The organism is Dysosmobacter acutus (assembly GCF_018919205.1).
GTDB lineage: Bacteria > Bacillota > Clostridia > Oscillospirales > Oscillospiraceae > Oscillibacter > Oscillibacter acutus.
In genome coordinates this window covers 910,102-933,326 of the sequence record NZ_JAHLQN010000001.1, presented here as the reverse complement: position 1 = coordinate 933,326, position 23,225 = coordinate 910,102, and the positions used below count along the sequence as shown (strand labels likewise).

Genomic DNA, 23,225 nt, shown 5'->3' with positions numbered 1-23,225 from the left:
AAGGAAACTGTGTTAAAATAGCCAAAGATAGCCCGGCTTCCCGCCGTGCCGGCACGCGGGCATGATGGAATTGGTAGACATGCGAGATTTAGGTTCTCGTGCAGCAATGCGTTGGGGTTCGAGTCCCCATGCCCGCACCACCCACCGCAAGCGCCATGGCACTTGCGGTGGGTTTTTCCATTTTACAGCGTGCCAGGATGCTCCGCCCTCATTTTCAGTTGGAAATGGGGGCGGAGCATTTATCTGGTTTGGCAGCGGCCACATAGACGCCGCAATGGTGGGGGGCCTGGGCGGAAACGCCTCAGCGCCGGTGGGGCTTGTGGGGGTGTGGCTGGCGATGTGCGCGGAGCTCTGCATACGGGTCGTTTTATTTCTGATCCGCCTGCTGCAGGGAAGGTGGCTCACCCTTCCGGCTCTGACCAGCCATGGCTCCGAAACCCAATGAGTCCTTTCTCCCCGCCTTTTTTCCATTTCACTTGGTCTTCTCAAAATTTCTCAAAATCGAACTGTCTTGTACAAGCGAAAAGCATTGACATGATCAGCAGGGCACCTTTGAAATCCACTGTTCCGGGGAGGAGCCCATCATCCTTCACGAAAATGACAGCATCTACCATACACCGGGCACACTCCACCGCTTCTGCAACCCCGGCGACACCGACGCAATGGCGATCTCCATCCTGTCCGACGTCATTTACTGATGCCGGTTTTACAGCCTCCGCCCCCCTTGGGCGGCGGAGCGGGTCTTCAATCAATAAAGAGCCGTCACGTGAACGTGACGGCTCTTTTCCATTTTTATCCGGTTTTCATTGGGCGGCGGAAAATTCCCTGGCCCACTGTTCAAACTCCGATACTGGGCGGGGCTTGGAGAACACATAGCCCTGAATCATGTCGCATCCGATGCCGGCAAGAAAACTCACCTGGTCCTCCGCCTCAATCCCCTCCGCCACGGTCTGTGCGCCGATCTCCTTTGCAAGCCTCACAATGGAGACAATCAGCTTTCTGGCCTTCGGCGCGTCGATGTCCAGGAAGAACCGGCGGTCCATCTTGATCACATCCACATCAAATTCCATCATCATCCCAAGGGAGGAATAACCCGATCCAAAATCATCCAACGAACAGCGGAATCCCATCTCATGCATGCGGTGAATCTGTCCTTTTACGATTTCGATGGTACTGTCGTCAAAGAAAATGGATTCCGTCAGCTCCATCTCCAGCAGGTCCCTTGGTATCCGGTATTGCCGCGCGATGGCATAAAACGCATTTAGGCAGTCCTCTCCCTGGAAGTGCCGGCGGGAAAGATTGACGGAAATGGTCAGTACCGGCTCTCCATTGTCGATCCATTTTCGAATCGTCTTGCAGGCCTCTTCAAAAATGTACAGGTCCAGCTGGCATATTTTCCCGTTCTTCTCAAACAGCGGAATGAAATCGGAGGGATAAATCATCCCCTTTTCCGGGTGGATCCAGCGCACCAGCGCCTCTGCGCCGGCAACCTGTCTGCTTCCAAGGCTTACCTTTGGCTGGAGGTAAAGCTGGAAGTCCCCCTTCTTCAGGGAACTTTCAAAGAGTTCGTTGAGCTCCCACTCCTTTTTCAGCTGCTGCGTCACCGCCATATCATAGAACACGCACTGCCCTTCCCGCAGCGTCGAGCGTTCGTCGCGGCAGGCGGTCTTTGCCCGGTCCTGCACGATTGTGATATCCAGCGTGGGGTCCTCTATGAGGTAGGCCCCCTGCTGAATGGTCAGAGGATGGGCCAGCTCCCTTGTGTCATTGATCTCATCCACCATTTCCCCCAGCCTTCTCCGGGTTGTCTCCGGATCGCTTTCCTTCAGGCAGAGGAAAAAGTTGTCGCTGTCAGCCCGGGCCGCTATCTCCTCCGGGCGGATGCGCCGGCACAGCACCTCCATCACACGGCGCAGCGCGGTGTCTCCGGCAGCCGTGTCAAACTCCTCATTGATCAGCTTAAAGTTCTTGATGTTCAGGAGCACCACCGTATAGGAACCGGGCGGCGCCCCCTCCAGCAGCTCCCTGCAGCGGATTTGGAAAGCCGTGTTGTTCATCGCCCCGGTGAGGCGGTCCACAAACGCAAGCCGCTTCATCTGACCGAAGTGCTCCCGATAGGTCCTGAAGAGCACAAACAGGATCAGCGCAAACAGGAAAATCATACCGTTGATGATGAAAAAGCTCTGAGAGATATAGAGGTCCGTCTGTTGGGAAATCAGGTCGGAGGGAATCAGGGTCAGCAGCACCCAGTCATAACTGTCCAGCGGATTATAGGCAAGGGTCAATTCGCTTTTGTCCACTGCGGTAAACGCAAATGAACCGCTTTTTTTCGCCTTCATGTCCTCCTGCATCCGGCGGATGTCCTGGACGGTTTGCCGGCTGTCCTCCCCCTCATCCATGAAGACATCCTCAAGGTGCAAAAACGGGTCCAGATTGGTGGGCGAGATCACCACATCTCCGTTGGAATCCACAATGCAGGTCAGTCCCTTTCCGGAAAAGCTCTCCAGCCGGATCAGCTTCTGCATATTCTCCTTGTTCCGCTCTCCGGCAATGACTCCCCTGACTTCCCCGCCCTCAAACACCGGCGTGGTATAGAGGATGCCGCCCTGATTTAAAAAGGTGACGCCGTCCCCTCCATTCAGGACCGTCTGCATCGCCTCCAAAATATCCCCATCCACCTCCCGGGAACCGGCGGTGAGCAGTGTCCCGTCAAGCTGCAGAAAAAACAGGTCGTTGAAGTGGAGCAGTTCTCCTCTCCTGCTCAAAACTTCTTGAATGTCGCCGGCCGCCCCTATTTTTGTGAGTTGCAGTACACCGTCGCCCAGAAGCTGCAGATCCATGACATTTTTCTGAAGCCGGTAATCGATGTCCCGCGACAATTGCAGCGACACATCCTCTGCATAGATCCTGGTTCTCAGGTCGATAGCCTGCTTCAGCCTTGCCGCGTTCCAGATCATAACCGAAGAGACGATTACAATCAACACAAATAAAGCGGTCAGCACCCCTTTGTAGTGAAACGGTTTCCCTCCCGGTATCTGAATGGCCTCTTTTACGCCTTTCGTCGTTTTCCCCATCCCGTCCGACTCCTGCCTCTTGTTTTCAATTCTCTTTTGTGATAAGGGCATTCTGCTCTCCCTCCCGCAAAAAGCCAATATCCTTTACTATAACTTTGGGTCAAATTTGCTTCAGCCTTCTCTTTTATGCCCGCAGCGAGGCGGGATAGGTTCCGGCGCTGTGCAGCTTTTTCAGCTCCTCCGCCACTGCGGAGCGGTCCTCGTGATAGGTCATGCCGAACCAGCGGTCGGCGGAACGGAGCACGGAGACCTCCAGCCGCCCCTGCCCCAGAAGCTGCCCCACCATCACCGGCAGCAGGCACTCGGCCTTCAGGTTGTCCCCTGCCTCGGTGCGGAGGAAGTCCTCAAAGTACTGGCGCATTTCCTCAAAAATCGAGGGCATGAATCCCCAGAAGTTCATGGAGACCACCGTATCCGGCGCAAGATTCTCCCCCTGGTCCAGGTCCTTCAGCGTCCCGTCGGCGTAAAGCTGGATCTTCAGCGCTTCGCGGATATGCGCTAACTTTCCTCCGGAGGCGGTGCACACACCCCGGGAGACGGTCCCGTTGAGACTGGCGGTATTTTTGAGAAGATACCCCACCATGGTGGCCTGTCCCCGCTCCGGCAGACGGCACAGCTCCTCATAGATGGTGCGGTATGCGTCTACGCCATAGTAGTCGTCGGCGTTGATGACGCAAAAAGGCTCGCTGACCGCCCCGGCGGCGCACAGCACCGCGTGCACCGTGCCAAAGGGCTTGGTCCGTTCCTCCGGAATGTGATAAAACGAGGGCACGCTTGAAAAGTCCTGGCAGACATAGGCGACTTCCACCGGCTCTCCATCCGCCGTCTTCCCGGCCGCGATCCGGTCGCCGCAGAGCTTTTTCATCATCTCCACCATGTCGGGCTTGATAATGAACACCACTTTTGTAAAGCCCGCCCGCAGGGCATCATAGATGGAGTACTCCATCAGAATCTCTCCGTTGGGGCCAATGCCGTCCACCTGTTTGTTGCCGCCGTAGCGGGAACCCATGCCCGCCGCCATAATCACCAATGCCGCTTTCATCGCGTTACTCCTTATCGACTAATTTCTGTTGTATGTTCTGCGCAGCTGCACACTTAATTTAATACTACCATACCTGAATTGGCCCTTTTTTTCAAGTCCCGCTTGACTTTTCCATCAATCTGTTTATAATACAAAAACGATAATCATTTTCAAATTCAGGAGGTGTGCAGAAATGCCCTATACCACAAAGCAGCAGCGGGCTGTGCTCAGCTGCATCGCCGCCCACCGGGACGGGCATGTGACGGCTCTTGAGCTGGCGGAGGAACTGCGCGGTCAGGGCGAACGCGTGGGGCTGGCCACGGTGTACCGCCAGCTGGAACGGCTGGAACAATCCGGGCGCATCCATAAGATCAACACCGAGGCCGGGGCATGCTACCAGTACTGCGATCATCCTGAGGGAGGGTGCTTTCTCCTCAAGTGTGAGCGCTGCGGGCGCATCCAGCACATGGACTGCCTCCATCTGGAGCCGCTGTATCGCCACATCGCCCAGGAGCACCGCTTTGTCATCAATCCCCGAAAGACCATGTTCTATGGTCTTTGTGAAACCTGTGCAAAGGAAGGGAAAAAATGAGACGACTGATTGCCCTGCTTGGAGCCCTGACCCTTCTTTTGACAGGCTGCGGCATCCAGCAGAAAGAGCCGGCGGACGACGCGGCCCTCTCCGTGGTCTCCACCCTGTTCCCCTACTATGATTTTGCCCGGGCCATCGGCGGCGGCCGGGTGCGGGTGACGCTGCTTCTCTCGCCGGGACGGGAGAGCCACAGCTATGAGCCCACCCCCTTGGACGTGATCCGCATCAGCGGGGCCGATGTGTTCCTTTACAACGGCGGCGAGGGGGAGACCTGGGTGGATGAGACGCTGGAGGACCTGGAGACGCCCGGTCAGGTCCGTGAGCGGATGATGGACCACGTGGACGCGCTTGAGGAGGAGCTGGCGGAGGGCATGGAGGCCGAGGGCGGCCACGGGGAAGAAGACGACGGCCACGGCCACGAGATTGAGTACGACGAGCATATCTGGACCTCACCGGTCAACGCCATGGCGCTGGCGGAGGCGGTCTGCGGCGCGCTGAGTCAGGCGGACCCGGAGGGCGCGGAGTACTATGCCTCCAACCTGTCGGACTATCAGGCCCGGCTCCAAGCCTTAGATGAGGAGTTCCGGGATGTGGTGGCCCACGCAAAGCGCCGCATGCTGATCTTTGCCGACCGCTTCCCCCTGCTGTATTTCTGCAAAACCTACGGCCTGGACTACCGGGCCGCCTTCCAGGGGTGCAGCGGCGACACGGAGCCCTCGGTGCGGACTCTGGCCTATCTCATCGACAAGGTTCAGGAGGAGCATATCCCGGTGGTCTATCACCTGGAGCTCTCCAGCGAAAAGATCAGCGGCGCCATCTGCGAGTCCACCGGCGCAAAGCCCCTGGAGTTCCACTCCTGCCACAACGTGACCCGGGCGGAATTTGAAGGAGGCGTCACCTATCTCAGCCTGATGCAGGCCAACGTGGAAGCCCTGAAGGAGGGATTGCAATGAATGAGGAAAACGAACTGCTTGTCTGCCGCGACGTGTCCTTAGGCTATGAGGGCAGACCTGTGCTGGAGCACGTGAACCTGAGCGTCCGCTCCGGCGATTACCTTTGCGTGGTGGGAGAGAACGGCTCCGGCAAATCCACGCTTTTAAAAAGCCTCCTGGGGCTGCTGCCCCCTCTGTCCGGGGAGATTCTCCGCTCCCCGGCCCTCCGGGACCGGGCCGTCGGCTACCTTCCCCAGCAGACGCCGGCGCAAAAGGACTTTCCCGCCACGGTTCTGGAGGTGGTGCTTTCCGGCTTTCTCTCCAACCGGGGGCTGAAGTTTTTCTACACCGCGGCGGAGCGTTCCGCCGCCCTGATGAATTTGGGGAAGCTTGGCGTCCTGGAACTCCAGGGCAAGTGCTACCGGGAGCTCTCCGGCGGCCAGCAGCAGCGGGTCCTGCTGGCCCGGGCGCTGTGCGCCGCCTCTCAGCTTCTCATCCTGGACGAGCCCATCACCGGTCTGGACCCCGCAGCGGCCCAGGACCTCTACAAGACGCTGCGCTATCTCAACAAGAAGGAGGGCATAGCCGTGCTCATGGTCACTCACGACATCAAAAACGCCCTTCAGGACGCCAGAACCATTGTCCACATCTCCCACGGCGGGCGCTGGTTCTGCGGCTCGGTGGAGGAGTACCTCCGCTCGCCGGAGGGCCGCCGGTTCGGAGGTGGGCGGTCATGAGCCTTCTTCTTCAGATGTTTACCTATCCCTTCATCGTCCGGGCCTTTGTGGTGGGCATTCTGGTCTCTCTCTGTGCGGCCCTCCTGGGGGTGCCCCTGGTCTTAAAGCGCTATTCCATGATCGGCGACGGCCTCTCCCACGTGTCCTTCGGCGCCTTGGCCGTGGCCGTGGCCGTGGGCTGGGCCCCCCTTGCCTTTTCCATCCCGGTGGTGATCCTGTCCGCCTTCTGCCTGCTGCGGGTGGCGGACAGCGGCCGCTGGAGCAGCGATGCCGCCATCGCCGTCACCTCCGCCTCCGCCCTGGCCATCGGGGTCATCGTCACCTCGCTGACCACCGGCATGACCACCGACGTGGACAGCTACATGTTTGGCAGCATCCTGGCCATGTCCGGCGCCGACGTGGCGCTGAGCGTGGGACTGAGCGCGGCGGTGCTGACGCTTTATCTCCTCTTCTACCACAGGATTTTCGCCATCACCTTTGACGAGAGCTTTGCCCGGGCCACCGGCACCCGGGTGGAGCTGTACAACACCCTCCTCTCCGTTCTGACAGCCCTGACCATTGTGTTGGGCATGCAGATGATGGGCGCCATGCTGATCTCCAGCCTGGTGATCTTTCCGGCGCTCTCCGCCATGCGCCTTTTTAAAAGCTTTCGCTCGGTGGTGCTGTGCGCTGGAATTTTATCGGTGCTCTGCTTCTGTGCCGGACTCACCGCCTCTTACCTGCTCTCCACCCCTGTGGGCGCGTCGGTGGTAGTGGTGAACCTGATGGTCTTTTTGTGCTTTTGCGCCCTGCGGGCGGTGAAAAGCCGCAGAATATAAAAATTTTTCCTTCTTCCAAACTTTTTTCTCTCTGCCGCCGTCTGATGGATAAGACAGCGAAAAGGAGGCGTGAAATGGGACTTGGCACGGTTCAGAAACAGGTGGAAACGCAGATTCTGGCATCTTATGAGTCCATGTACCGCCTTGCCTACACCTATGTAAAAAACCGGGACGACGCCATGGATGTGGTCCAGGAGAGCGTCTATAAGGCCATCTCCCGCGCCGGAGAGCTCAAAAGTGAGCAGGCCGTCAAGACGTGGCTGTACCGCATTGTGGTCAATGCCTCATTGGACCTGCTGCGCAAGCGCAGCCGTGAGACTCCGTCGGACCAGCTGCCCGACTCCGGGCGGGAGGATGTCTATCAGGACGTGGACACACTGCGCTCGCTGGATATTCTGAACCCCCGGGAGCGGGCGGTAGTGGTCCTCCGGTTTTTTGAGGACCGCAAGCTCCAGGAGATCGCCGACATCTGCGGTGAGAATTTGAGCACCGTCAAAACCATTCTGTATCGGAGCCTCAGAAAGCTGAGGGCCCATCTGGCGGAAGGAGAGCACCATGAAAGAGCATCTGAACAACTGCAAACAGGAATATGAGTCCATCCCTATTCCGGAGGAACTGGAGTTTCGCGTCCGCTCCTCCATGGAAGAGGCAAAGCGCCGGTCACGACGCGACTGCGCCCGGAAAACCTGGAGGCGCTCCGCCACCACGGCAGCGGCGGTCCTGGTCCTGATGGTGGCGCTGGTCAACTCCAATGCCGGCATCGCCAGCGCCATGGAGAAGGTCCCCGTCTTAGGAGCCATCACCCGGGTCTTCACCTTCCGCACCTATGAAGATGAAAGGCCTAATTCCTCCGCCGACATTCGCATCCCCCAGGTGGTGGGCGGTCCGGATGAACTGACCCAGGCCATTGCCGACTATACGGACACCATCATCGCCCGGTATGAGGAGGAGTCCGGCATTGTCAACGCCAGCGATGTGGAGGCGCGGACCAACCACTACCAGGTGGGCGTGGACTACTCCGTGGTGACGGACAGCGACTCCCTGTTCGCCCTGCGCTTTGATGAAGCACTGGTCATGGCCAGCGGAACGGAGTCGGTGGTGATCTACAACGTGGACAAAGCCAGCGGAAAGATCATCAGCCTTGCCGACCTCTTTGAAAGCAGCAGCGACTACAAATCCCTCATCTCCGAAAACATCAAGGAGCAAATGCATCAGCGCATGGAGGAAGACGACAGCGTGTATTACTGGCTCAACGATGAAGTGTCGGACTGGAATTTTACCACCATCACCGACGAGACGACCTTTTATGTCGATGAGAACCAGGAGCTCATCATCGTCTTCAACGAAGGCGATGTGGCGCCCATGTACATGGGCGTGGTCGAATTTGTAATTCCCGCTTCCGTGACGGAGGGAATCGCCCGCCGCGGATACCTGAATTGAACGCGGACGGGGGAGAGCCTGACTCTCCCCCGCCCTTTTTGTCCTTTCGCCTGTTTTTTCTTCAATTTTATCCGGAAGAATCCGGAAAAAGGCTTGCTTTTTACGGATGGTTGTGATATCATAACGCATGTTGATGTTAGACGATGGCAGAGTGGGCTTTTGAAGTCCGCTCTTTTTATTGGCCTAAATGGGCTGGTTAAAAATTGGAAGGAGTCTCTATGAAGAAGATCACAGAACTGGTGGCCGAGCTGGCCGAACCCGCCGTAAAGTCCCAGGGCTGCGAGCTGTGGGACGTGGAATATGTGAAGGAGGCCGGCACCTGGTATCTGCGGCTCTATCTGGACAAGGAGGGCGGCGTGGACATCCTGGACTGCGAGGCCGTGTCCCGGGCGGTGGAGCCGCTGTTGGATGAGGCGGACCCAATCGAGGGAAGCTATACCTTTGAAGTCAGTTCCGCAGGCTGTGAACGGCCCCTGAAGCGGCCTTCCGACTTTGAGCGGTTTATGGGAAGTCCCGTTTCCCTGCGGCTCTATCAGAACCGGGACGGCAGCAAGGAGTTTGCCGGAACGCTGAGCGGCTACGACAATGGGGACGTAACCGTTGAGGTGGGCGGCAGGCCCATGGCGTTTTCCAAAAAGGACGTGGCACTGGTGCGTCTGCGTGTTGAATTTTAATTGAGTTTCAATGACGATAGAATAGGAGAGCAGCCTCATGAAATGTGATGAAATTTTTGCCGCACTGGCGCTTTTGGAAAAGGAGCGGGGCATCCCCCAGGCCTTTATGATGGATAAGATCGTTCAGGCGCTGACCACCGCCTATAAGCGGGACCACGAGGGCGTGGAGAACGTGGTCGTGGACGTGGACGAGGCCAAACAGGACCTTAAGATGTATGTCCAGAAGGAAGTGGTGGAAGAGGTGGAGAACCCCGCCTCTCAGATTTCCCTTGAGGACGCCCGCGACATCTCCGCCAAGTACGAGTTGGGCATGATGGTCAACTTCCCCGTGAACAACGTGGAGTTTGGCCGCATTGCCGCCGGCAACGGCAAGCAGGTCATCATCCAGGGTCTGCGTGAAGCCGAGCGGGGCATGGTCTATGATGAGTTCAACTCCAAGCAGCACGAAATTCTCACCGGTGTGGTCACCCGTGTGGACCCCCGTAACGGCAACGTCTCACTGCGCATCGGCAACGGCGCCGAATCCACCGAGGCCCTGCTCACCGCCGGCGAGCAGGTGCAGGGGGAGGTTTTGGTTGAGGGCATGCACGTAAAGGTGTATGTGGTGGAGGTGCGCCGCTCCACCCGCGGGCCCCAGGTGCTGATCTCCCGCACCCACCCGGGCCTTGTGAAGCGGCTTTTTGAGCTGGAAGTCCCCGAGATTTACGACGGCACCGTGGAGGTCCGCTCCATTGCCCGGGAAGCCGGCAGCCGCACCAAGATGGCCGTGTGGTCCAACGATGAGAATGTGGATCCCATCGGCGCCTGCGTGGGTCCCAAGGGCCAGCGCGTGGCCAACATCGTGGAGGAGCTGCGGGGCGAAAAGATCGACATCATCAAATATAGCGACGACCCCGCCGAATTCATCGCCGCCGCCCTGGCCCCTGCCGACGTGGTGGAGGTCCTGATGGCGGAGGAGGGCAAGGCCTGCCGCTGCATGGTGCCTGACGACCAGCTGAGCCTGGCCATCGGCAAGGAGGGCCAGAACGCCCGGCTGGCGGCCCGTCTGACCGGTTATAAAATCGATATCAAGCCGGAAAGCTATCACGAGGAAGCGGAAGAATAATCAAGGAGGCAGCTAATGCAAAAGCCTAAGAAAATCCCACAGCGGCAATGTATCGGCTGCCGCGAAATGAAAGAGAAAAAGGCTCTCATCCGCGTGGTCCGCTCGCCGGAGGGAGATATCTCCTTAGACAGCGGCGGACGAAAAAACGGCCGGGGCGCCTATGTGTGCCCCAGCCCGGAGTGCCTGCGCAAGGCCAGAAAATCCAAGGCGCTGGAGCGTGCCTTTGACTGCGCCGTACCGGCGGAGGTCTATGACGCCCTGGAGTCTCAGTTAGGAGCGCTGGATGGAGAACAATAATCTGCTGCATCTCATCGGCCTTGCCAAAAAGGCGGGACGGCTGGAGGCCGGGGAGGAGCCGGTGGGGATGGTCTGCCGGGTACAGGACGTGCGGCTGATCCTGCTGGCCTCCGACGCGGCCGCGTCCACAGCGCGGCGGGCGCTCCACTTTGCCCAGGAAGGCAAGTGCCTCTGGCTCCGCCTCCCCTTCTCCAAAGACGAGCTGGGCCGGGCCGTGGGCCGCACCTCCTGTGCCATCGCGGCCATCACCGACATCGGCTTTGCCAGCGCCGTGGCCGACAAGTTAGCCGCATCCGATCCGGATGCTTACGGCGTCACGGCTGAAAAGCTGAGGCTGAAGGCCAGGCGGGCCTCGGAGCGCCGCAGGGCGGCCGAGGAAAAGCGGGTTGCCAGTGAGCAGAAAGCGGCCGCGGAAAAAAGAGCATCCGCAAAGCGGAAGGTCTCCGCAGAAAAGACGGCGCCTCCAGCGGCGGAGGGCAGAAAACCAGGCCGGGGCGGCGCTGCCCGAAGTCCCCGGAGCCCCGCCGGACAAAATGCCCGGCGGCGCATTGCGGCGAAGAAAAATCCCTACTCCGGCAGCCGGCCTGTTAAGCGTGGAAAGGGATCGTTTCGCGGCAAGGGCAGCAGCTGACAGGTAAGCGGCGCCCGCTTTGTACGCGGGGGTTTGCGTGTGTTTTTTGGACGGCTTCGCTCCGAAAAGCAATGTCTGCGCAATGACGCAGCAAAAGCGCGTCTGGATGGCGCGAATGGCGGTCTTTTTCCGCCCGGACAGGAGCGAAGCTAAGCTTATATGGAGGTGGCTTTATTTGGGTACAATCGACAAATACAGAGTGCATGAGGTGGCGAAGGATTTCGGTCTTTCCACCCGCGAGATCACGGAAATCCTGACGAACTATGCGTCCACGCCGAAAAACCACATGCAGGTGCTGACGGATCACGAGCTCTCTCTGATCTTTGACTATCTGACGCAGAAGCATCCTGTGTCCGGGATCCAGGTGATCTTTGCGGACACCTATAAGGAGCCGGCGGCGCAGCCCAAGCCCGAGGCCCCCAGGCAGCAGCCCCAGGCTCCCCGGGCCGAGAACCGCCCGGAGAATCGCCCCCGGCCGCAAAATGGGGTTTCCCCGAGGCAGGAACAGCCCCGGCCCCAGCAGGCGCAGCCCCAGGGTGGCGCCAAGCCCGCTCAGCAGAACGTGCAGCGCCCCACCACCCGGGTTCCCCAGAAAAAGATTGTGGACACCCGCAAGGGCGGCGACGTGAACCTGGCCAAATATGACCAGCGGCTGGAGGAGCTGGCTCCCGAGCGCGCCAGCCGGATGCAGCAGGGCAAGGAAAAATTCCGCAGCAACACCGGCGGCCGCCGGGGCGGCGTGCCCTTTTCAAGCAAGCGCCGTCAGGATGAGCAGGAGAAAATGCGCCGCCTCCAGCTGGAGATCGCCAAGAAGACCCCTCTGAAGGTCCAGATCCCCGATGAGATCTCCGTGGGAGAGCTGGCCTCCCGGATGAAGAAGACCGGCGCCGAGGTGGTCAAGGTGCTGATGAAAAACGGCATCATGGCCTCCCTGCCCCAGATCATCGACTATGATACCGCCGCCCTGGTGGCCATGGATTTGGGCTGTAAGGTGGAGAAGGAAGTCACCGTCACCATTGAAGAGCGCCTCATTGACGACCACGAGGATAAGCCGGAGGATCTGGTGCCCCGGGCTCCCGTGGTGGTGGTCATGGGCCACGTGGACCACGGCAAGACCTCCTTGTTGGACGCCATCCGCAACACCTCCGTCGCCTCCGGCGAGGCCGGCGGCATCACCCAGCACATCGGCGCCTATCAGGTCCAGATCAACGGCAAGCCCATCACCTTCTTGGATACCCCGGGCCACGAGGCCTTCACCTCCATGCGCGCCCGCGGCGCCATGGTGACGGATATCGCCATTTTGGTGGTGGCCGCCGAGGACGGCATCAAGCCCCAGACCGTGGAGTCCATCAACCACGCCAAGGCCGCGGACATCCCCATCATTGTGGCCATCAACAAGATCGACAAGCCCGAGGCCAACCCCGACCGGGTGAAGCAGCAGCTCACCGAGTACGGCCTGGTGAGCGAGGACTGGGGCGGCGACACCATCTGCTGCCCCATCAGCGCCAAGAAGAACATCGGCATCGACACTCTGCTTGAGATGGTCACGCTGACCGCTGAAATGGCGGAGCTGAAGGCCAACCCCAACCGCGCCGCCCAGGGCACGGTCATCGAGGCCCGCCTGGACAAGGGCCGCGGCCCGGTGGCCACGCTGCTTGTGCAGAACGGTACGCTGAACCAGGGCGACATCATCATCGCCGGCACCGCCGTGGGCCGTGTGCGCACCATGGTGGACAGCAAGGGCAAGCGGCTGGAGAAGGCCGGTCCCTCTGTGCCTGTGGAGATTGCCGGCCTCAGCGAGGCACCTTCCGCCGGCAGCACCTTCCACGCCGTGGCCGATGAGCGCATGGCCCGTGAGCTGGTGGAGCAGCGCAAGGAGGAGGAGAAGTCCAAATCCTCCGCCCCTGTGCAGAAGGTCTCTCTTGAGAACCTGTTCGACCAGATTCAGGCGGGCGAGCGCAAGGAGCTGGCCCTCATCGTCAAGGCCGACGTCCAGGGCAGCGTTGAGGCTGTCAAGGCCTCGTTGGAGAAGCTCTCCAACGAAGAGGTCAACGTCCGTGTCATCCACGGTGGCGTGGGCGCCGTCAACGAATCCGATGTGATGCTTGCCGCCACCTCCAATGCCATCATTGTGGGCTTCAACGTCCGTCCCGACGCGGCGGCCCGGGACAGCGCCGTCCGTTCCAATGTGGATATGCGCATGTACCGGGTGATCTATGACTGCATCGACGAGATCGAGGCGGCCATGAAGGGTATGCTGGCGCCCAAGTTCAAGGAAGTGGTGCTGGGCCATGCCGAGGTCCGCCAGGTCTACAAGGTATCCGGCGTGGGTACGGTGGCCGGCTGCTATGTCCAGGACGGCAAGATTGTCCGCGCCTGCTCCGTCCGGGTGGTCCGGGACGGCATCGTCATCCACGAGGGCTCCCTGGCCTCCTTGAAGCGCTTTAAGGACGACGCCAAGGAGGTGGCCGAGAACTATGAGTGCGGCCTGACCGTGGAAAGGTTCAACGACATCAAAGAGGGCGACATCATCGAAGCCTTCACCATGGAGGAGATCAAGCAGTAGGTCTTTCCCTTCCAATGAAACCGGGGCGGGCGGATTCGCCCGTCCCGGTTTTTCAAAGCAGCCGCGTCCCCTGTCTTCCGCGGGAGAATTCTCCGGCGGAAGGCCAGTGCATCCCGAACTTTTACGGCGCCGCTGCACATACTATCCCATAGCGCCGCTCTTTCCCGGGCGGCGCCTCACAAAATTCAACTTCAATCCCGGAAAGGAGGCCGCTTTATGCCCAGCAACCGAATCGGCCGTATCAACGAGGAGATCCAGCGGGAACTGTCCGCCCTGATGCGGCGGCTGAAGGATCCCCGGGTCCAGTCCGGCATGGTGACCATCACCCACGTGGACACCACCGGCGACCTGCGCTATTCCCGCATCTATGTCAGCGCCCTGGACAAGTCCCAGGAGCAGGACATCCTGAAGGGCCTCAAATCCGCCTCCGGCTTTCTGCGCCGGGAGCTGGGCAGCGCCCTGCGCCTGCGCTACACCCCGGAGCTGCAGTTTGTGGCCGACGACTCCATCCAGCACGGCGCCCATATCCTTGAGGTCCTGCGGGACATCGAGCGCCGGGAGGAGGAAACGGAGGAGTGAATATGACCGCCAAAGAGGCCGCGCAGCTGCTGCGCTCCTTTGACAACGTCCTGATCCTGACCCATCTGCGGCCCGATGGGGACACGGTGGGCTGCGCCAGCGCCCTCTGCGCCGCGCTGCGGAATCTGGGGAAGACCGCCTATCTTCTGCCCAACCCGGAGATTACGGACAACAGCCGCCCCTATGCTGCGCCCTACTTGGCGCCGGAGGGCTTTTGCCCGGAGAAAGTGGTCAGCACCGACATCGCCGCGCTGTCCCTGTTCCCGGAAAACGCCCTGCCCTATCAGAACCGGGTGGACCTGGCCATTGACCACCACCCCTCCTATGAGGGGTTCGGAGCAAGCAGCTGCGTGCGGCCCCAGTGTGCCGCCTGCGGCGAGATTCTCTATGAGATTGTCCGGGACCTTGGGCCCATCACGCCGGAGATCGCCCTGCCCCTCTATGTGGCCGTATCCACAGACACGGGCTGCTTTGTCTACTCCAATACCACCTCCAACACCCACCGGGTGGCGGCGGCGCTGATGGACACGGGCATCGACTACCGTCAGGTCAACAAGACCTTTTTCCGCACCAAAAGCCGTAAGCGCCTGGCCCTTGAGGCAGACATGCTGCGCAGCATGCAGCTTTTCGACAGCGGCCGCATTGTGGTCATGCAGATTCCCGTCTCCTTGATGGAGCGGGTCCAGGCCAGCGAAAGCGACGCGGAAGACCTCTCCTCCCTGGCAGGTCTTGTGGAGGGCAACGACTGTGCCGTCACCATGCGGGAGCTGCACACAGACGTCTGGAAAATCTCCCTGCGCACCGGAAGCCGGGTCAACGCCACCCAGGTCTGTCAGCTGTTGGGCGGCGGTGGCCACGCCGCAGCGGCTGGCTGCACCATCAAGGGCAGCGCCCAGTCGGCCACCGAGCGGATTTTGGACGCCGTGGCCCGGGTCGCAGGCGATTTCCCGCGCTAACGCCGAACTATTGACTACAGGGGGAACTATGCCGAACGGAATTCTCATCATTGACAAGCCCCGGGACTGGACCAGCATGGACGTGTGCGCCAAAATCCGGGGGATGCTCCACGAAAAACGGGTGGGCCACGCCGGAACCCTGGACCCCATGGCCACCGGAGTGCTGCCTGTTTTTGTGGGACAGGCCACCCGGGCGGTGGAGTTCGCGGAGAAGGGCCGCAAGGAGTACGCGGCCACACTGCGGCTGGGACTGACCACCAACACCCAGGACATCACCGGCGAGGTGCTGGCCCGCTCCGATGTCAGCGTTTCGGCCCAGGATGTCTCCGCCGCCCTAAAGCGCTTTACCGGGGAGCTTCAGCAGATTCCGCCCATGTACTCCGCCATCAAAATCAACGGGCAGAAGCTCTGCGACCTGGCCCGCAAGGGCCGGGAGGTGGAACGGGCTCCCCGGAGCGTCACCATCTATGCCCTGGAGCTCACGGATCAGCTGAGCGAAACGGAGTTTTGTCTGCGCTGTGTGTGCTCCAAGGGTACATACATCCGTACGCTCTGCCACGACATCGGACAGGCCTTGGGCTGCGGCGGGTGCATGAGCGCGCTGCGCCGCACCATGGCCGCCGGGTTCACCCTGGCCGAGGCCGTCACTCTGGACGAGGTGCAGCGGCGAGGCGAGGCGCTGCTGATGGATGTGGACCGCTTTTTTGAACAATATCCCGCCTACCGGATTCAGCGGGAGCGGGAGGAGTTTTTCTGCCTCCACGGCAACCCCATCCCGGCGCAGCTGTCCCAGGGGACCTACCGGGTCTACGGCCGGGACGGACAGTTCCTCTGCCTGAGCCGATGGGAACGGGGAAAGCTTGTCAGCATCAAGAATTTCTTTGGAGCGTGATCAGACGTGAAAGTCATTGCACTTGGTTTTTTTGACGGCGTCCACCTGGGCCACGGCGCCCTGCTGCGCCGCACGGCGGAGGTGGCCCGGGACCGGGGCCTGTCCCCCGCGGTCTTTACCTTTGACCGGCCGCCCAAGGCGGTGGTCACCGGCCGTCCCATTCCCCTGATCAACTCCCCGGAGGACCGCCAGGGTCTGGTGAAGCGGCTCTACGGCATCGACAAGATCATCATGGCCCCCTTTGACCAGCGGATGATGACCATGCCCTGGCGGGAGTTCATCACCGGCTTTTTGGTCGGCGAGCATCAGGCGGTCCATCTGGTGGCGGGCCACGACTTCCATTTCGGCCATAAAAATCAGGGCAATCCTCAGCTGCTCCAGGAGACCTGCAAGGAGTTGGGTATTGGCTGCGACATCATTCCCCGGGTGGAAATCGGCGGTATGACCGTCAGCTCCACCTACATCCGCCAGCTTGTGGAGGAGGGCGACATGGAGCGGGCCTCCCGGTTTTTGGGCCACCCCCACACCCTGACCGGCACGGTCCGCCACGGGCGCGGCATCGGACGATCCCAGCTCTTTCCCACGGCCAATCTGATCGTCCCCCCCAATGTGCTGATCCCCAGCCACGGCGTCTACGTCACCCGGGCCTATTTGCCCGACGGCTCCGCCTATGACGCGGTCACCAACGTGGGCAACCGCCCCACGGTGAACAACGGCGCCGACATCACGGTGGAGGCCTCCCTGCTCCATTTTGAGGGCGACCTCTACGGCCAGACGCTGCGCCTGGACTTTTTCAAAAAGCTTCGCGGTGAGATGCGCTTTGATTCGGTGGACGCGCTCCGCGCCCAGATTCAGCAGGACATCGGCGCCACGGCCTCCTATCTTGCCTCCCTCTGATCGCCTCCCTCTGCGGTTTGATGCCGCAGGGGGAGTTTTTTGCCTTTCAGGCGCGCTGAACGGTTCATTTTCCCTTCTTCCCAGAAAAATATGGAAAATTTTATTCCCCTGTCTTTTCCCGACAGCCTTTTCGGGGAGGGCTTTTGTAGAATGGGACAAGCGATTCTACGAAAGGGATGGTCACAGCCGTGAAGCGTTTATCTTTGAATAAGGAGCAGATGTCCCTCCTGCTTGGCTGCGGGGTTCGCTTTTTCCTGTCCGCGGCCCTGACAGGCAGCACTGTCGCCGGAGGATATCAGCCCTTTGCATTGGGCTTTGCCGCCGCAGCGGGAACAGGGGCCGCCGGCGGGGCGGCACTGGCCGGCTGTCTAACTGGTGCGGCTCTCTTTTTGGAGTTTGCGGACGCGCTCCGATTTTTAGCCGCCGCCGTGCTGATTTTTGCCGCGGCCACTGCCTTCGAGGGGACTCGTCCGGCCAAGAGTCCTCTTTTCACCCCGGTGCTCTCGGTCTTTTTATTTCTCTGCGTACATTTTATCTATCTTTTCCAATCCTTCCGCTTCTGGGACAACCTCTTTCCCTGTCTCGCGGCCGCAGCGCTGACCGGTGTCTCCGCCCGGCTATACACATTGCTGCTGCGCCAGGAGGGCAACCGCCAGCTGACGCTCCTCTATGTGTCGGTGACACTGCTGACCAGCGTGGCGGGGCTGGCCCTGCCGGGAGGCATCTCCCCGGGGCGTGCCGCCGTATGCTGTCTGCTGCTCTACACGGCCTATCAGCAGGGCATGGGCATCGGCGCGGCCGCCGGCATCTGCACGGGCCTTGCCATGGACCTCTGCTCCGGGGCGGACACGCTGTTCTATGCCGCCGCCTACGGCCTCAGCGGCCTTCTGGCCGGACTGCGCAGCCGCTGCGGCCGGGGATCCGCCGCGGCCCTGACCGCACTGGCCGCGCTGCTGCTCTCCGCCATTTGGCAGGACACGCCCTCCCTTCTGGCGGAGACGCTCCTGGGCTGTACGGTTTTCCTCTTCCTCCCCGGGAAGCTCTTCTCCGGAAAGCGGGTCCAGGAAAAGGAGGATGTGACGCTTCTGGACCGGCTGCGGCTCCAGCTCAAGGAGTCCTCCGCAGCCCTGCGGGACCTCTACGACAGCTTCAGCCGCAATTCAGCCCCCACGGAAAACCCGGCCATTATCTTCGACCGGGCGGCGGAGGCCACCTGCCGGGGCTGCGCGCTGTGTGATCTCTGCTGGCAGAAAGAGTATACCTCCACCTTCAACGCCATGAACGACGCAACGCCGTTTCTCCTGGAGAGGGGCCGGGCGCTGCCCAAGGATTTCCCACCCCACTTTTCCTCCCGCTGCATCCATTTTCCGGAGCTGCTGACCTCCATCAACGGCGAACTCTCCGCCTTTTTGCTGCGCCGCCAATACCGTCTTCAAATGGAGGAGACCCGCCGCAGCGCCCAGGGCCAGTACGCCCAGCTGTCAGACCTTTTGGCCTCCACTGCCTCCCATCTGGGACAAGCCGCGCCGGCTTTCGGCACCGCGCCATCCTGGCGGGTGGGGGCGGTTCTCTCCCCCAAGGAGGGGGAGAGCGTCAGCGGCGACAGCATTTCCTCCTTTGAAACCACTCAGGGCCGGTTCTGCATGCTGCTCTCCGACGGCATGGGCACCGGTGAGGCCGCCCGCCGGGAATCCTCCATGACCCTCAGGCTGATGGAGCGGTTTTTAAAGGCGGGCATTGACCCGGAGGCGGCGCTTAAGACCTTAAACTCCGCCCTGTCCCTGCGCAGCTCCGACACGGGCAGCTTTACCACCATCGACCTCTTTTTGTTGGAGGGCGACCAGGGCGCGGTCTACAAATACGGAGCAGCCCCCTCCTATGTAAAGCGCGGCGGACGGGTGCAGCGCATCACCGGCGGCTGTCTGCCCGCCGGGCTTCACACCCAGCCCGCGCCCCCTGACTCCTCCCACTTTCCCCTGGAAGACGGCTGCTTTGTGGTTCAGATCAGCGACGGCGTTGCGGACGCGGGCCACGACGAATGGCTTTTGAACCTGCTGGCCGGCTTTCCCGGCAGCGATCCCCAGCTCCTTGCCAACGCCATCGTGGCCCAGGTCCGAAAGCAGGGGCAGATGAGCGACGACTGCGCCGTGCAGGTGCTCTACCTCTGCTCCGCCGGGGAGAAAAAAGAAGTCTGACGTTTCTCTATTTTTTGTAAAACTGTCCCAACCTCCGTATACTTCCTCCTCATGAAGGAAACAATGGATTTGCTGAGATTGATGTGAGAGTGAGGAATCGGATATGGTAAAGGGGGTTTCCCGGCGGGTCGTAGTAGTCAATTCCCCGGACCCGCGGATTTTTGAACAGGCGATTTTCATTGTGCGCAACGACGCGCTGACCAAAGACGGCGTCTCCTCCCGTGAGATCGTGGAGGAGGCGGAGCGGGTGGCCAGGAGCTATACCCAAGGTGCCGGCAAGCTGAGCCGCCACTGGCGGGCCCTGCCCCCCGCTCTCTATGCCGTCATGGGCGCCGGCGGCATCGGCCTGGTGTGGCTGTTGGTGGCGCTGGTGTAATGGGAAAGAAGTCATGGCCGTCAGGCCATGGCTTCTTTTTTCCTGTAAACGGAAGGTTTCTCAGGATGACTCGATCTTGCGCCGGCGCTTGATCTATGCTAAACTAAGGTGGTCTTCGATGGAAAAGGAGGGCGCGGCCATGAAAATTTCAGATGTGGAAGTTCCCTCCCGCCTGGCCCTTGCGCCCATGGCCGGCGTGACGGACGTTGCCTTCCGGCAGATCTGCCGGGAGTTGGGCGCGGGCCTTACCTGTACGGAGTTGGTCAGCTCCAAGGCCCTGTGCTATCAGGACAAAAAGACCAGGCTCCTGCTGGAGCTCTCCCCCGGCGAACATCCGGCGGCGGCCCAGATCTTCGGCAGTGACCCGGTCTGCATGGCGGAGGCCGCCCAGATCGCGGCGGAGGTCTCCGGCGCCGATTTCATTGACATCAATATGGGCTGCCCGGTGGGCAAGGTGGTTTCCTCCGGCGACGGCAGCGCCCTGATGCGCGACCCGGAAAAGGCCGCGCGCCTGGCCGAGGCCGTGGTCAGGGCCAGCCCCGTTCCGGTTACGGTGAAGATGCGCCGGGGCTGGGACAAGGGCAGCATCAACGCCGTGGAGCTCTCCATGATGCTGGAGCAGGCGGGCGTATCCGCCGTCGCCGTCCACGGACGCACCCGGACGCAGATGTACAGCGGGACCGCCGACTGGACCACCATCCGGGCGGTAAAGGAGTCTGTGTCCATTCCGGTGATCGCCAACGGCGACATCTGGAGCGCAGAGGACGCGGTGCGCATCCTCCGCTTCACCGGAGCGGACATGGCCATGATCGGCCGGGGCTCCTTTGGAAACCCTTGGCTCTTCCAGCAGGCGCAGGCCGCCCTGGAGGGAAAGGATATACCGCCTCTTCCGCCGCTTTCAGAGCGGGTGGACACCGCCGTGCGGCAGTTTGAGCTGGCCGCCGCCTCCAAAGGCGAGAAGGTGGCGGTTCTGGAGGCCCGCCGCCACTACTGCTGGTATTTAAAGGGCGTGTCCCATTCCAACTACTATAAGGAGCAAATCGTGCAGATGAACACCTTAGAAGACGTGTATCGCGTCACAAAGGGCATCAAGAGGGATTTGACATGACGGAAGCTGAATTGATCCTGGCCGCCCAGCAGGGGGACGATGATGCCTTTGAATCGCTGGTGCGGCTGTATGAAAAAAAAGTCTATGCTCTGGCGCTGCGGATGTGCGGCAACCCCGACGACGCGGCCGAGGTTGCCCAGGAGGCCTTCCTCTCCGCCTGGCAGGGACTGAAGTTTTTTCGCCGGGAATCCACCTTTTCCACCTGGCTCTACCGCTTGACCTCCAACGCCTCCATCGACCTTCTTCGCAAGCAGAAGCGCCCTGCCCTCTCCCTTGAGGATGAGGAGCTGAACATCGACCTGCCGGACTGCGCCCCCACTCCGGAGGAGGCCTTGGAGCGCTCCGCGCTGCGGGAGGAGATTGAGCGGGGCCTTCTGTCCCTCTCCGACGACCATCGTCAGGTGCTGGTGCTGCGGGAGATGCATCAGCTTTCCTACAGCGAGATCGCCGACACGCTGGACGTGGACGTGGGCACGGTCAAATCCCGGATCAGCCGGGGCCGGAAGCACCTGCGCAAGGTTTTGCTGGAGCGCGGGAACTTTTTCGCGCCCCAGCCGTCCAAAGAGATAGAAAAGGAGGGCTGCAAATGAAATACTGTGAAGACTATGCAGCTCCCATCAGCGCGTATATAGATGATGAGCTGACGCCGGAGGAACAATCCGCGCTTTTGACCCATTTGAAAGACTGCCCCGGCTGCCGCGCCTATCTTGCACAGCTGTACGCCATCCGGGACGGCCTCCCCACGCTGGATGAGACGCAGACGCCCGAAGGTCTGGCCGACTCTGTCATGGCCACCATCCGCTCCCAACAGGTCCGCCGCAGGGCCCGCTCCCGGAAGCTGCGGACTATGGTGCCGCTGGCGGCCTGCCTGGCATTTCTCATTGTCCTGGGCGGTACGAAGGGGCTGTTTTCCGGCCTGGAAGGGGCTTCCGGAAACTCTGCCGGCGGCGGAGAGACCGCGCTTCTCTCCGAGTCCTCCGGGGAGTTGAGCGGCGATGCCTTCGTGGCCCAGGGCAGCTCCTCCGAGGGGAGCTCCCAACAGGACACCGCCGCGGGAAGCGGCGGCTCCTCCTCCAAAAGTTTCGGCATGTCCTCTCCGGAGGATATCCCCCCGAATTATGAATCCTCCGCGCCGAAGAATCCGGCAGGCTCTGAAGACCAGGGGGTTGTGGCGCCCACCAGCCTCCCCGACGCCGCAGCCTACTCCAATCCTGGGGACGGAGTCTCCTACTTCACCCAGGTCTATCTCACCACCCTCCAGGCCGGCACGCTGTTGGAGGGCTATAGCGGAGAGGACTACAGCGACGGTGCGATCGTCGGTGTGGCTTACACTCTGACGGAGGCGGAGTACGACGGTCTGGCCGGACAGCTTCCGGAGCTGATCTCCCCGGTGGACGCGGGGCGCCGGCAGAGCGGGGACTACGCTCTGGTGGTTGTCACGGAAAACTGAATAAAAGAGCCCATTTCACAAAAAAGTGGAGTGGGCTCTTTCTTTTTGTCCTCTTTAGTGCTATACTGCTTGCGACAGGTTTCCACTCCTGTCCAAGCGCCGTTCATGCGGCGTTCGTTCGGCAAACTTGCCGTTCTCTAAACAAAAAATGGAGGCGGTCCGCGGCCTTTTGCGCGGGCGGAATTCGTCCTGCGATGGAGCCTCCGAACTTGATTCAGGAGGTTTCTTTTTATGTCCAAATCCAGATTTACCGTCCAGCAGATCACCTTTGCCGCCGTGGTGGCGGCCGCCTATGCGGTGCTGTCCTACTTTGCCGCCCTGTTCAGCGTGGCTTACGGCCCCATCCAGTGCCGCTTTTCCGAGGCGCTGTGCGTCCTCCCCTTCTTCTTTCCCGCCGCCACGCCTGGCCTTTTCATCGGCTGCCTCATTGCCAATCTCCTGAGCCCCTATGGCGCCCTGGACATCATTTTTGGATCCCTCGCCACGCTGCTGGCCGCGGTGCTCACCTCCAGGTGCAGGCAAAAGTGGCTGGCTCCCCTGCCGCCGGTGCTGTGCAACGCCCTCATTGTGGGCGCCGTCATCGCCTTTCAGCAGACCTCCGGCGGCGGCTCTTTCGCGGCCGCGTTCCTCTACAACGCAGCCACCGTGGGCCTTGGGGAGCTGATCTCCTGCTATGTGCTGGGCTCGGCGCTCTTAGGCGTGCTGCCCCGCATCCACGGCCTTGCGCCCTATATGCGGCCACAGGGACAGAAGTAGCCCGCGTTTTTTCAGCAATGTGATCGGGCGCATACCCTGCGCAGAGTGCCGCAACCCCTGGTTGACAAAAGGAAAACGCCGGATGGTGGCTTTTCCCATCGGGAGCAGGTAGACTGGCTCTATGGGAGG

24 protein-coding genes, 1 tRNA gene and 1 pseudogene are annotated in these 23,225 nt (G+C 60.9%); 24 read left to right on the top strand and 2 right to left on the bottom strand.

Annotation, left to right across the window (positions count from 1 at the left end):
• Positions 1–55: 55 nt before the first annotated feature.
• The 3 genes and pseudogenes from KQI82_RS04455 to KQI82_RS15935 form a co-directional block, all read left to right on the top strand.
• Positions 56–140: transfer RNA gene (locus KQI82_RS04455), tRNA-Leu, on the top strand.
• Entirely contained in the window at positions 107–445 is a 339-nt protein-coding gene (locus KQI82_RS04450; RefSeq protein WP_216559252.1) for a hypothetical protein, read from the top strand. Before KQI82_RS04455 ends, KQI82_RS04450 begins: the two co-directional genes overlap by 34 nt.
• A 109-nt stretch (positions 446–554) precedes the next feature.
• A pseudogene (locus KQI82_RS15935) lies at positions 555–698 on the top strand (cupin domain-containing protein); the annotation flags it as partial.
• Between the two features lie 105 nt (positions 699–803).
• Here the strand turns inward: KQI82_RS15935 and KQI82_RS04440 are convergent.
• Both KQI82_RS04440 and KQI82_RS04435 read right to left on the bottom strand, forming a co-directional pair.
• The gene (locus KQI82_RS04440; protein ID WP_241426613.1) at positions 804–3,074 is read right to left on the bottom strand and encodes a bifunctional diguanylate cyclase/phosphodiesterase; all 2,271 of its coding nucleotides are present in this window, start codon (positions 3,072–3,074) and stop codon (positions 804–806) included.
• 124 nt (positions 3,075–3,198) lie between these two features.
• Positions 3,199–4,116, bottom strand: a complete 918-nt coding sequence (locus KQI82_RS04435) for a nucleotidyltransferase family protein (RefSeq protein WP_216559249.1) — start codon at positions 4,114–4,116, stop codon at positions 3,199–3,201.
• A gap of 172 nt (positions 4,117–4,288) precedes the next feature.
• On the opposite strand from KQI82_RS04435, the gene KQI82_RS04430 reads away from it, so the two are divergent.
• From KQI82_RS04430 to KQI82_RS04330, 21 genes are all read left to right on the top strand, one after another.
• On the top strand, positions 4,289–4,687 hold the full coding sequence (locus KQI82_RS04430; RefSeq protein ID WP_216559245.1) for a Fur family transcriptional regulator: 399 nt from the start codon (positions 4,289–4,291) through the stop codon (positions 4,685–4,687).
• Positions 4,684–5,640 carry a metal ABC transporter substrate-binding protein gene (locus tag KQI82_RS04425; RefSeq protein ID WP_216559242.1) on the top strand — a complete coding sequence of 319 codons (957 nt, stop codon included), beginning with the start codon at positions 4,684–4,686 and terminating at the stop codon, positions 5,638–5,640. Before KQI82_RS04430 ends, KQI82_RS04425 begins: the two co-directional genes overlap by 4 nt.
• Positions 5,637–6,356: a metal ABC transporter ATP-binding protein gene (locus tag KQI82_RS04420; protein WP_216559239.1), complete on the top strand. Its 720-nt coding sequence runs from the start codon at positions 5,637–5,639 to the stop codon at positions 6,354–6,356. Before KQI82_RS04425 ends, KQI82_RS04420 begins: the two co-directional genes overlap by 4 nt.
• Positions 6,353–7,174, top strand: a complete 822-nt coding sequence (locus KQI82_RS04415) for a metal ABC transporter permease (RefSeq protein WP_216559236.1) — start codon at positions 6,353–6,355, stop codon at positions 7,172–7,174. The genes KQI82_RS04420 and KQI82_RS04415 overlap by 4 nt, the downstream gene beginning before the upstream one ends.
• Positions 7,175–7,248: 74 nt before the next feature.
• Positions 7,249–7,767 (top strand): RNA polymerase sigma factor, encoded by a 519-nt coding sequence (locus KQI82_RS04410; protein ID WP_216559233.1) that lies wholly within the window; start codon positions 7,249–7,251, stop codon positions 7,765–7,767.
• The gene (gene rsiV, locus KQI82_RS04405) at positions 7,730–8,614 is read left to right on the top strand and encodes an anti-sigma-V factor RsiV (protein ID WP_216559230.1); all 885 of its coding nucleotides are present in this window, start codon (positions 7,730–7,732) and stop codon (positions 8,612–8,614) included. The genes KQI82_RS04410 and rsiV overlap by 38 nt, the downstream gene beginning before the upstream one ends.
• A gap of 218 nt (positions 8,615–8,832) precedes the next feature.
• Positions 8,833–9,288 (top strand): ribosome maturation factor RimP, encoded by a 456-nt coding sequence (locus KQI82_RS04400; protein ID WP_216559227.1) that lies wholly within the window; start codon positions 8,833–8,835, stop codon positions 9,286–9,288.
• 37 nt (positions 9,289–9,325) lie between these two features.
• On the top strand, positions 9,326–10,393 hold the full coding sequence (gene nusA, locus KQI82_RS04395) for a transcription termination factor NusA (RefSeq protein WP_216559224.1): 1,068 nt from the start codon (positions 9,326–9,328) through the stop codon (positions 10,391–10,393).
• A 15-nt stretch (positions 10,394–10,408) separates the two neighbouring features.
• Complete coding sequence (rnpM, locus tag KQI82_RS04390; RefSeq protein ID WP_216559221.1) at positions 10,409–10,690, top strand: RNase P modulator RnpM; 282 nt, start codon at positions 10,409–10,411, stop codon at positions 10,688–10,690.
• A complete protein-coding gene (locus tag KQI82_RS04385) occupies positions 10,677–11,321 on the top strand; it encodes a L7Ae/L30e/S12e/Gadd45 family ribosomal protein (protein WP_216559218.1) in 645 nt (214 codons plus the stop codon). The genes rnpM and KQI82_RS04385 overlap by 14 nt, the downstream gene beginning before the upstream one ends.
• Before the next feature lie 175 nt (positions 11,322–11,496).
• Positions 11,497–13,887, top strand: a complete 2,391-nt coding sequence (gene infB / locus KQI82_RS04380) for a translation initiation factor IF-2 (protein ID WP_241426612.1) — start codon at positions 11,497–11,499, stop codon at positions 13,885–13,887.
• 216 nt (positions 13,888–14,103) lie between these two features.
• Positions 14,104–14,466, top strand: a complete 363-nt coding sequence (gene rbfA, locus KQI82_RS04375) for a 30S ribosome-binding factor RbfA (protein WP_216559215.1) — start codon at positions 14,104–14,106, stop codon at positions 14,464–14,466.
• A gap of 2 nt (positions 14,467–14,468) precedes the next feature.
• Positions 14,469–15,422, top strand: coding sequence for a DHH family phosphoesterase (locus KQI82_RS04370; RefSeq protein ID WP_216559212.1), 954 nt, complete (start codon positions 14,469–14,471; stop codon positions 15,420–15,422).
• Between the two features lie 28 nt (positions 15,423–15,450).
• On the top strand, positions 15,451–16,314 hold the full coding sequence (gene truB / locus KQI82_RS04365; RefSeq protein ID WP_216559209.1) for a tRNA pseudouridine(55) synthase TruB: 864 nt from the start codon (positions 15,451–15,453) through the stop codon (positions 16,312–16,314).
• Between the two features lie 6 nt (positions 16,315–16,320).
• A complete protein-coding gene (locus KQI82_RS04360; RefSeq protein WP_216559206.1) occupies positions 16,321–17,211 on the top strand; it encodes a bifunctional riboflavin kinase/FAD synthetase in 891 nt (296 codons plus the stop codon).
• A 203-nt stretch (positions 17,212–17,414) separates the two neighbouring features.
• Complete coding sequence (locus tag KQI82_RS04355; protein ID WP_241426611.1) at positions 17,415–19,406, top strand: SpoIIE family protein phosphatase; 1,992 nt, start codon at positions 17,415–17,417, stop codon at positions 19,404–19,406.
• A gap of 103 nt (positions 19,407–19,509) precedes the next feature.
• Positions 19,510–19,782, top strand: coding sequence for a hypothetical protein (locus KQI82_RS04350; protein ID WP_216559200.1), 273 nt, complete (start codon positions 19,510–19,512; stop codon positions 19,780–19,782).
• Between the two features lie 139 nt (positions 19,783–19,921).
• The gene (gene dusB, locus KQI82_RS04345) at positions 19,922–20,890 is read left to right on the top strand and encodes a tRNA dihydrouridine synthase DusB (RefSeq protein ID WP_216559197.1); all 969 of its coding nucleotides are present in this window, start codon (positions 19,922–19,924) and stop codon (positions 20,888–20,890) included.
• On the top strand, positions 20,887–21,480 hold the full coding sequence (locus KQI82_RS04340) for an RNA polymerase sigma factor (protein WP_216559194.1): 594 nt from the start codon (positions 20,887–20,889) through the stop codon (positions 21,478–21,480). The genes dusB and KQI82_RS04340 overlap by 4 nt, the downstream gene beginning before the upstream one ends.
• Positions 21,477–22,340 carry an anti-sigma factor family protein gene (locus KQI82_RS04335; RefSeq protein WP_216559191.1) on the top strand — a complete coding sequence of 288 codons (864 nt, stop codon included), beginning with the start codon at positions 21,477–21,479 and terminating at the stop codon, positions 22,338–22,340. The genes KQI82_RS04340 and KQI82_RS04335 overlap by 4 nt, the downstream gene beginning before the upstream one ends.
• 231 nt (positions 22,341–22,571) lie before the next feature.
• Complete coding sequence (locus tag KQI82_RS04330) at positions 22,572–23,096, top strand: QueT transporter family protein (RefSeq protein ID WP_216559188.1); 525 nt, start codon at positions 22,572–22,574, stop codon at positions 23,094–23,096.
• Positions 23,097–23,225: the final 129 nt, after the last annotated feature.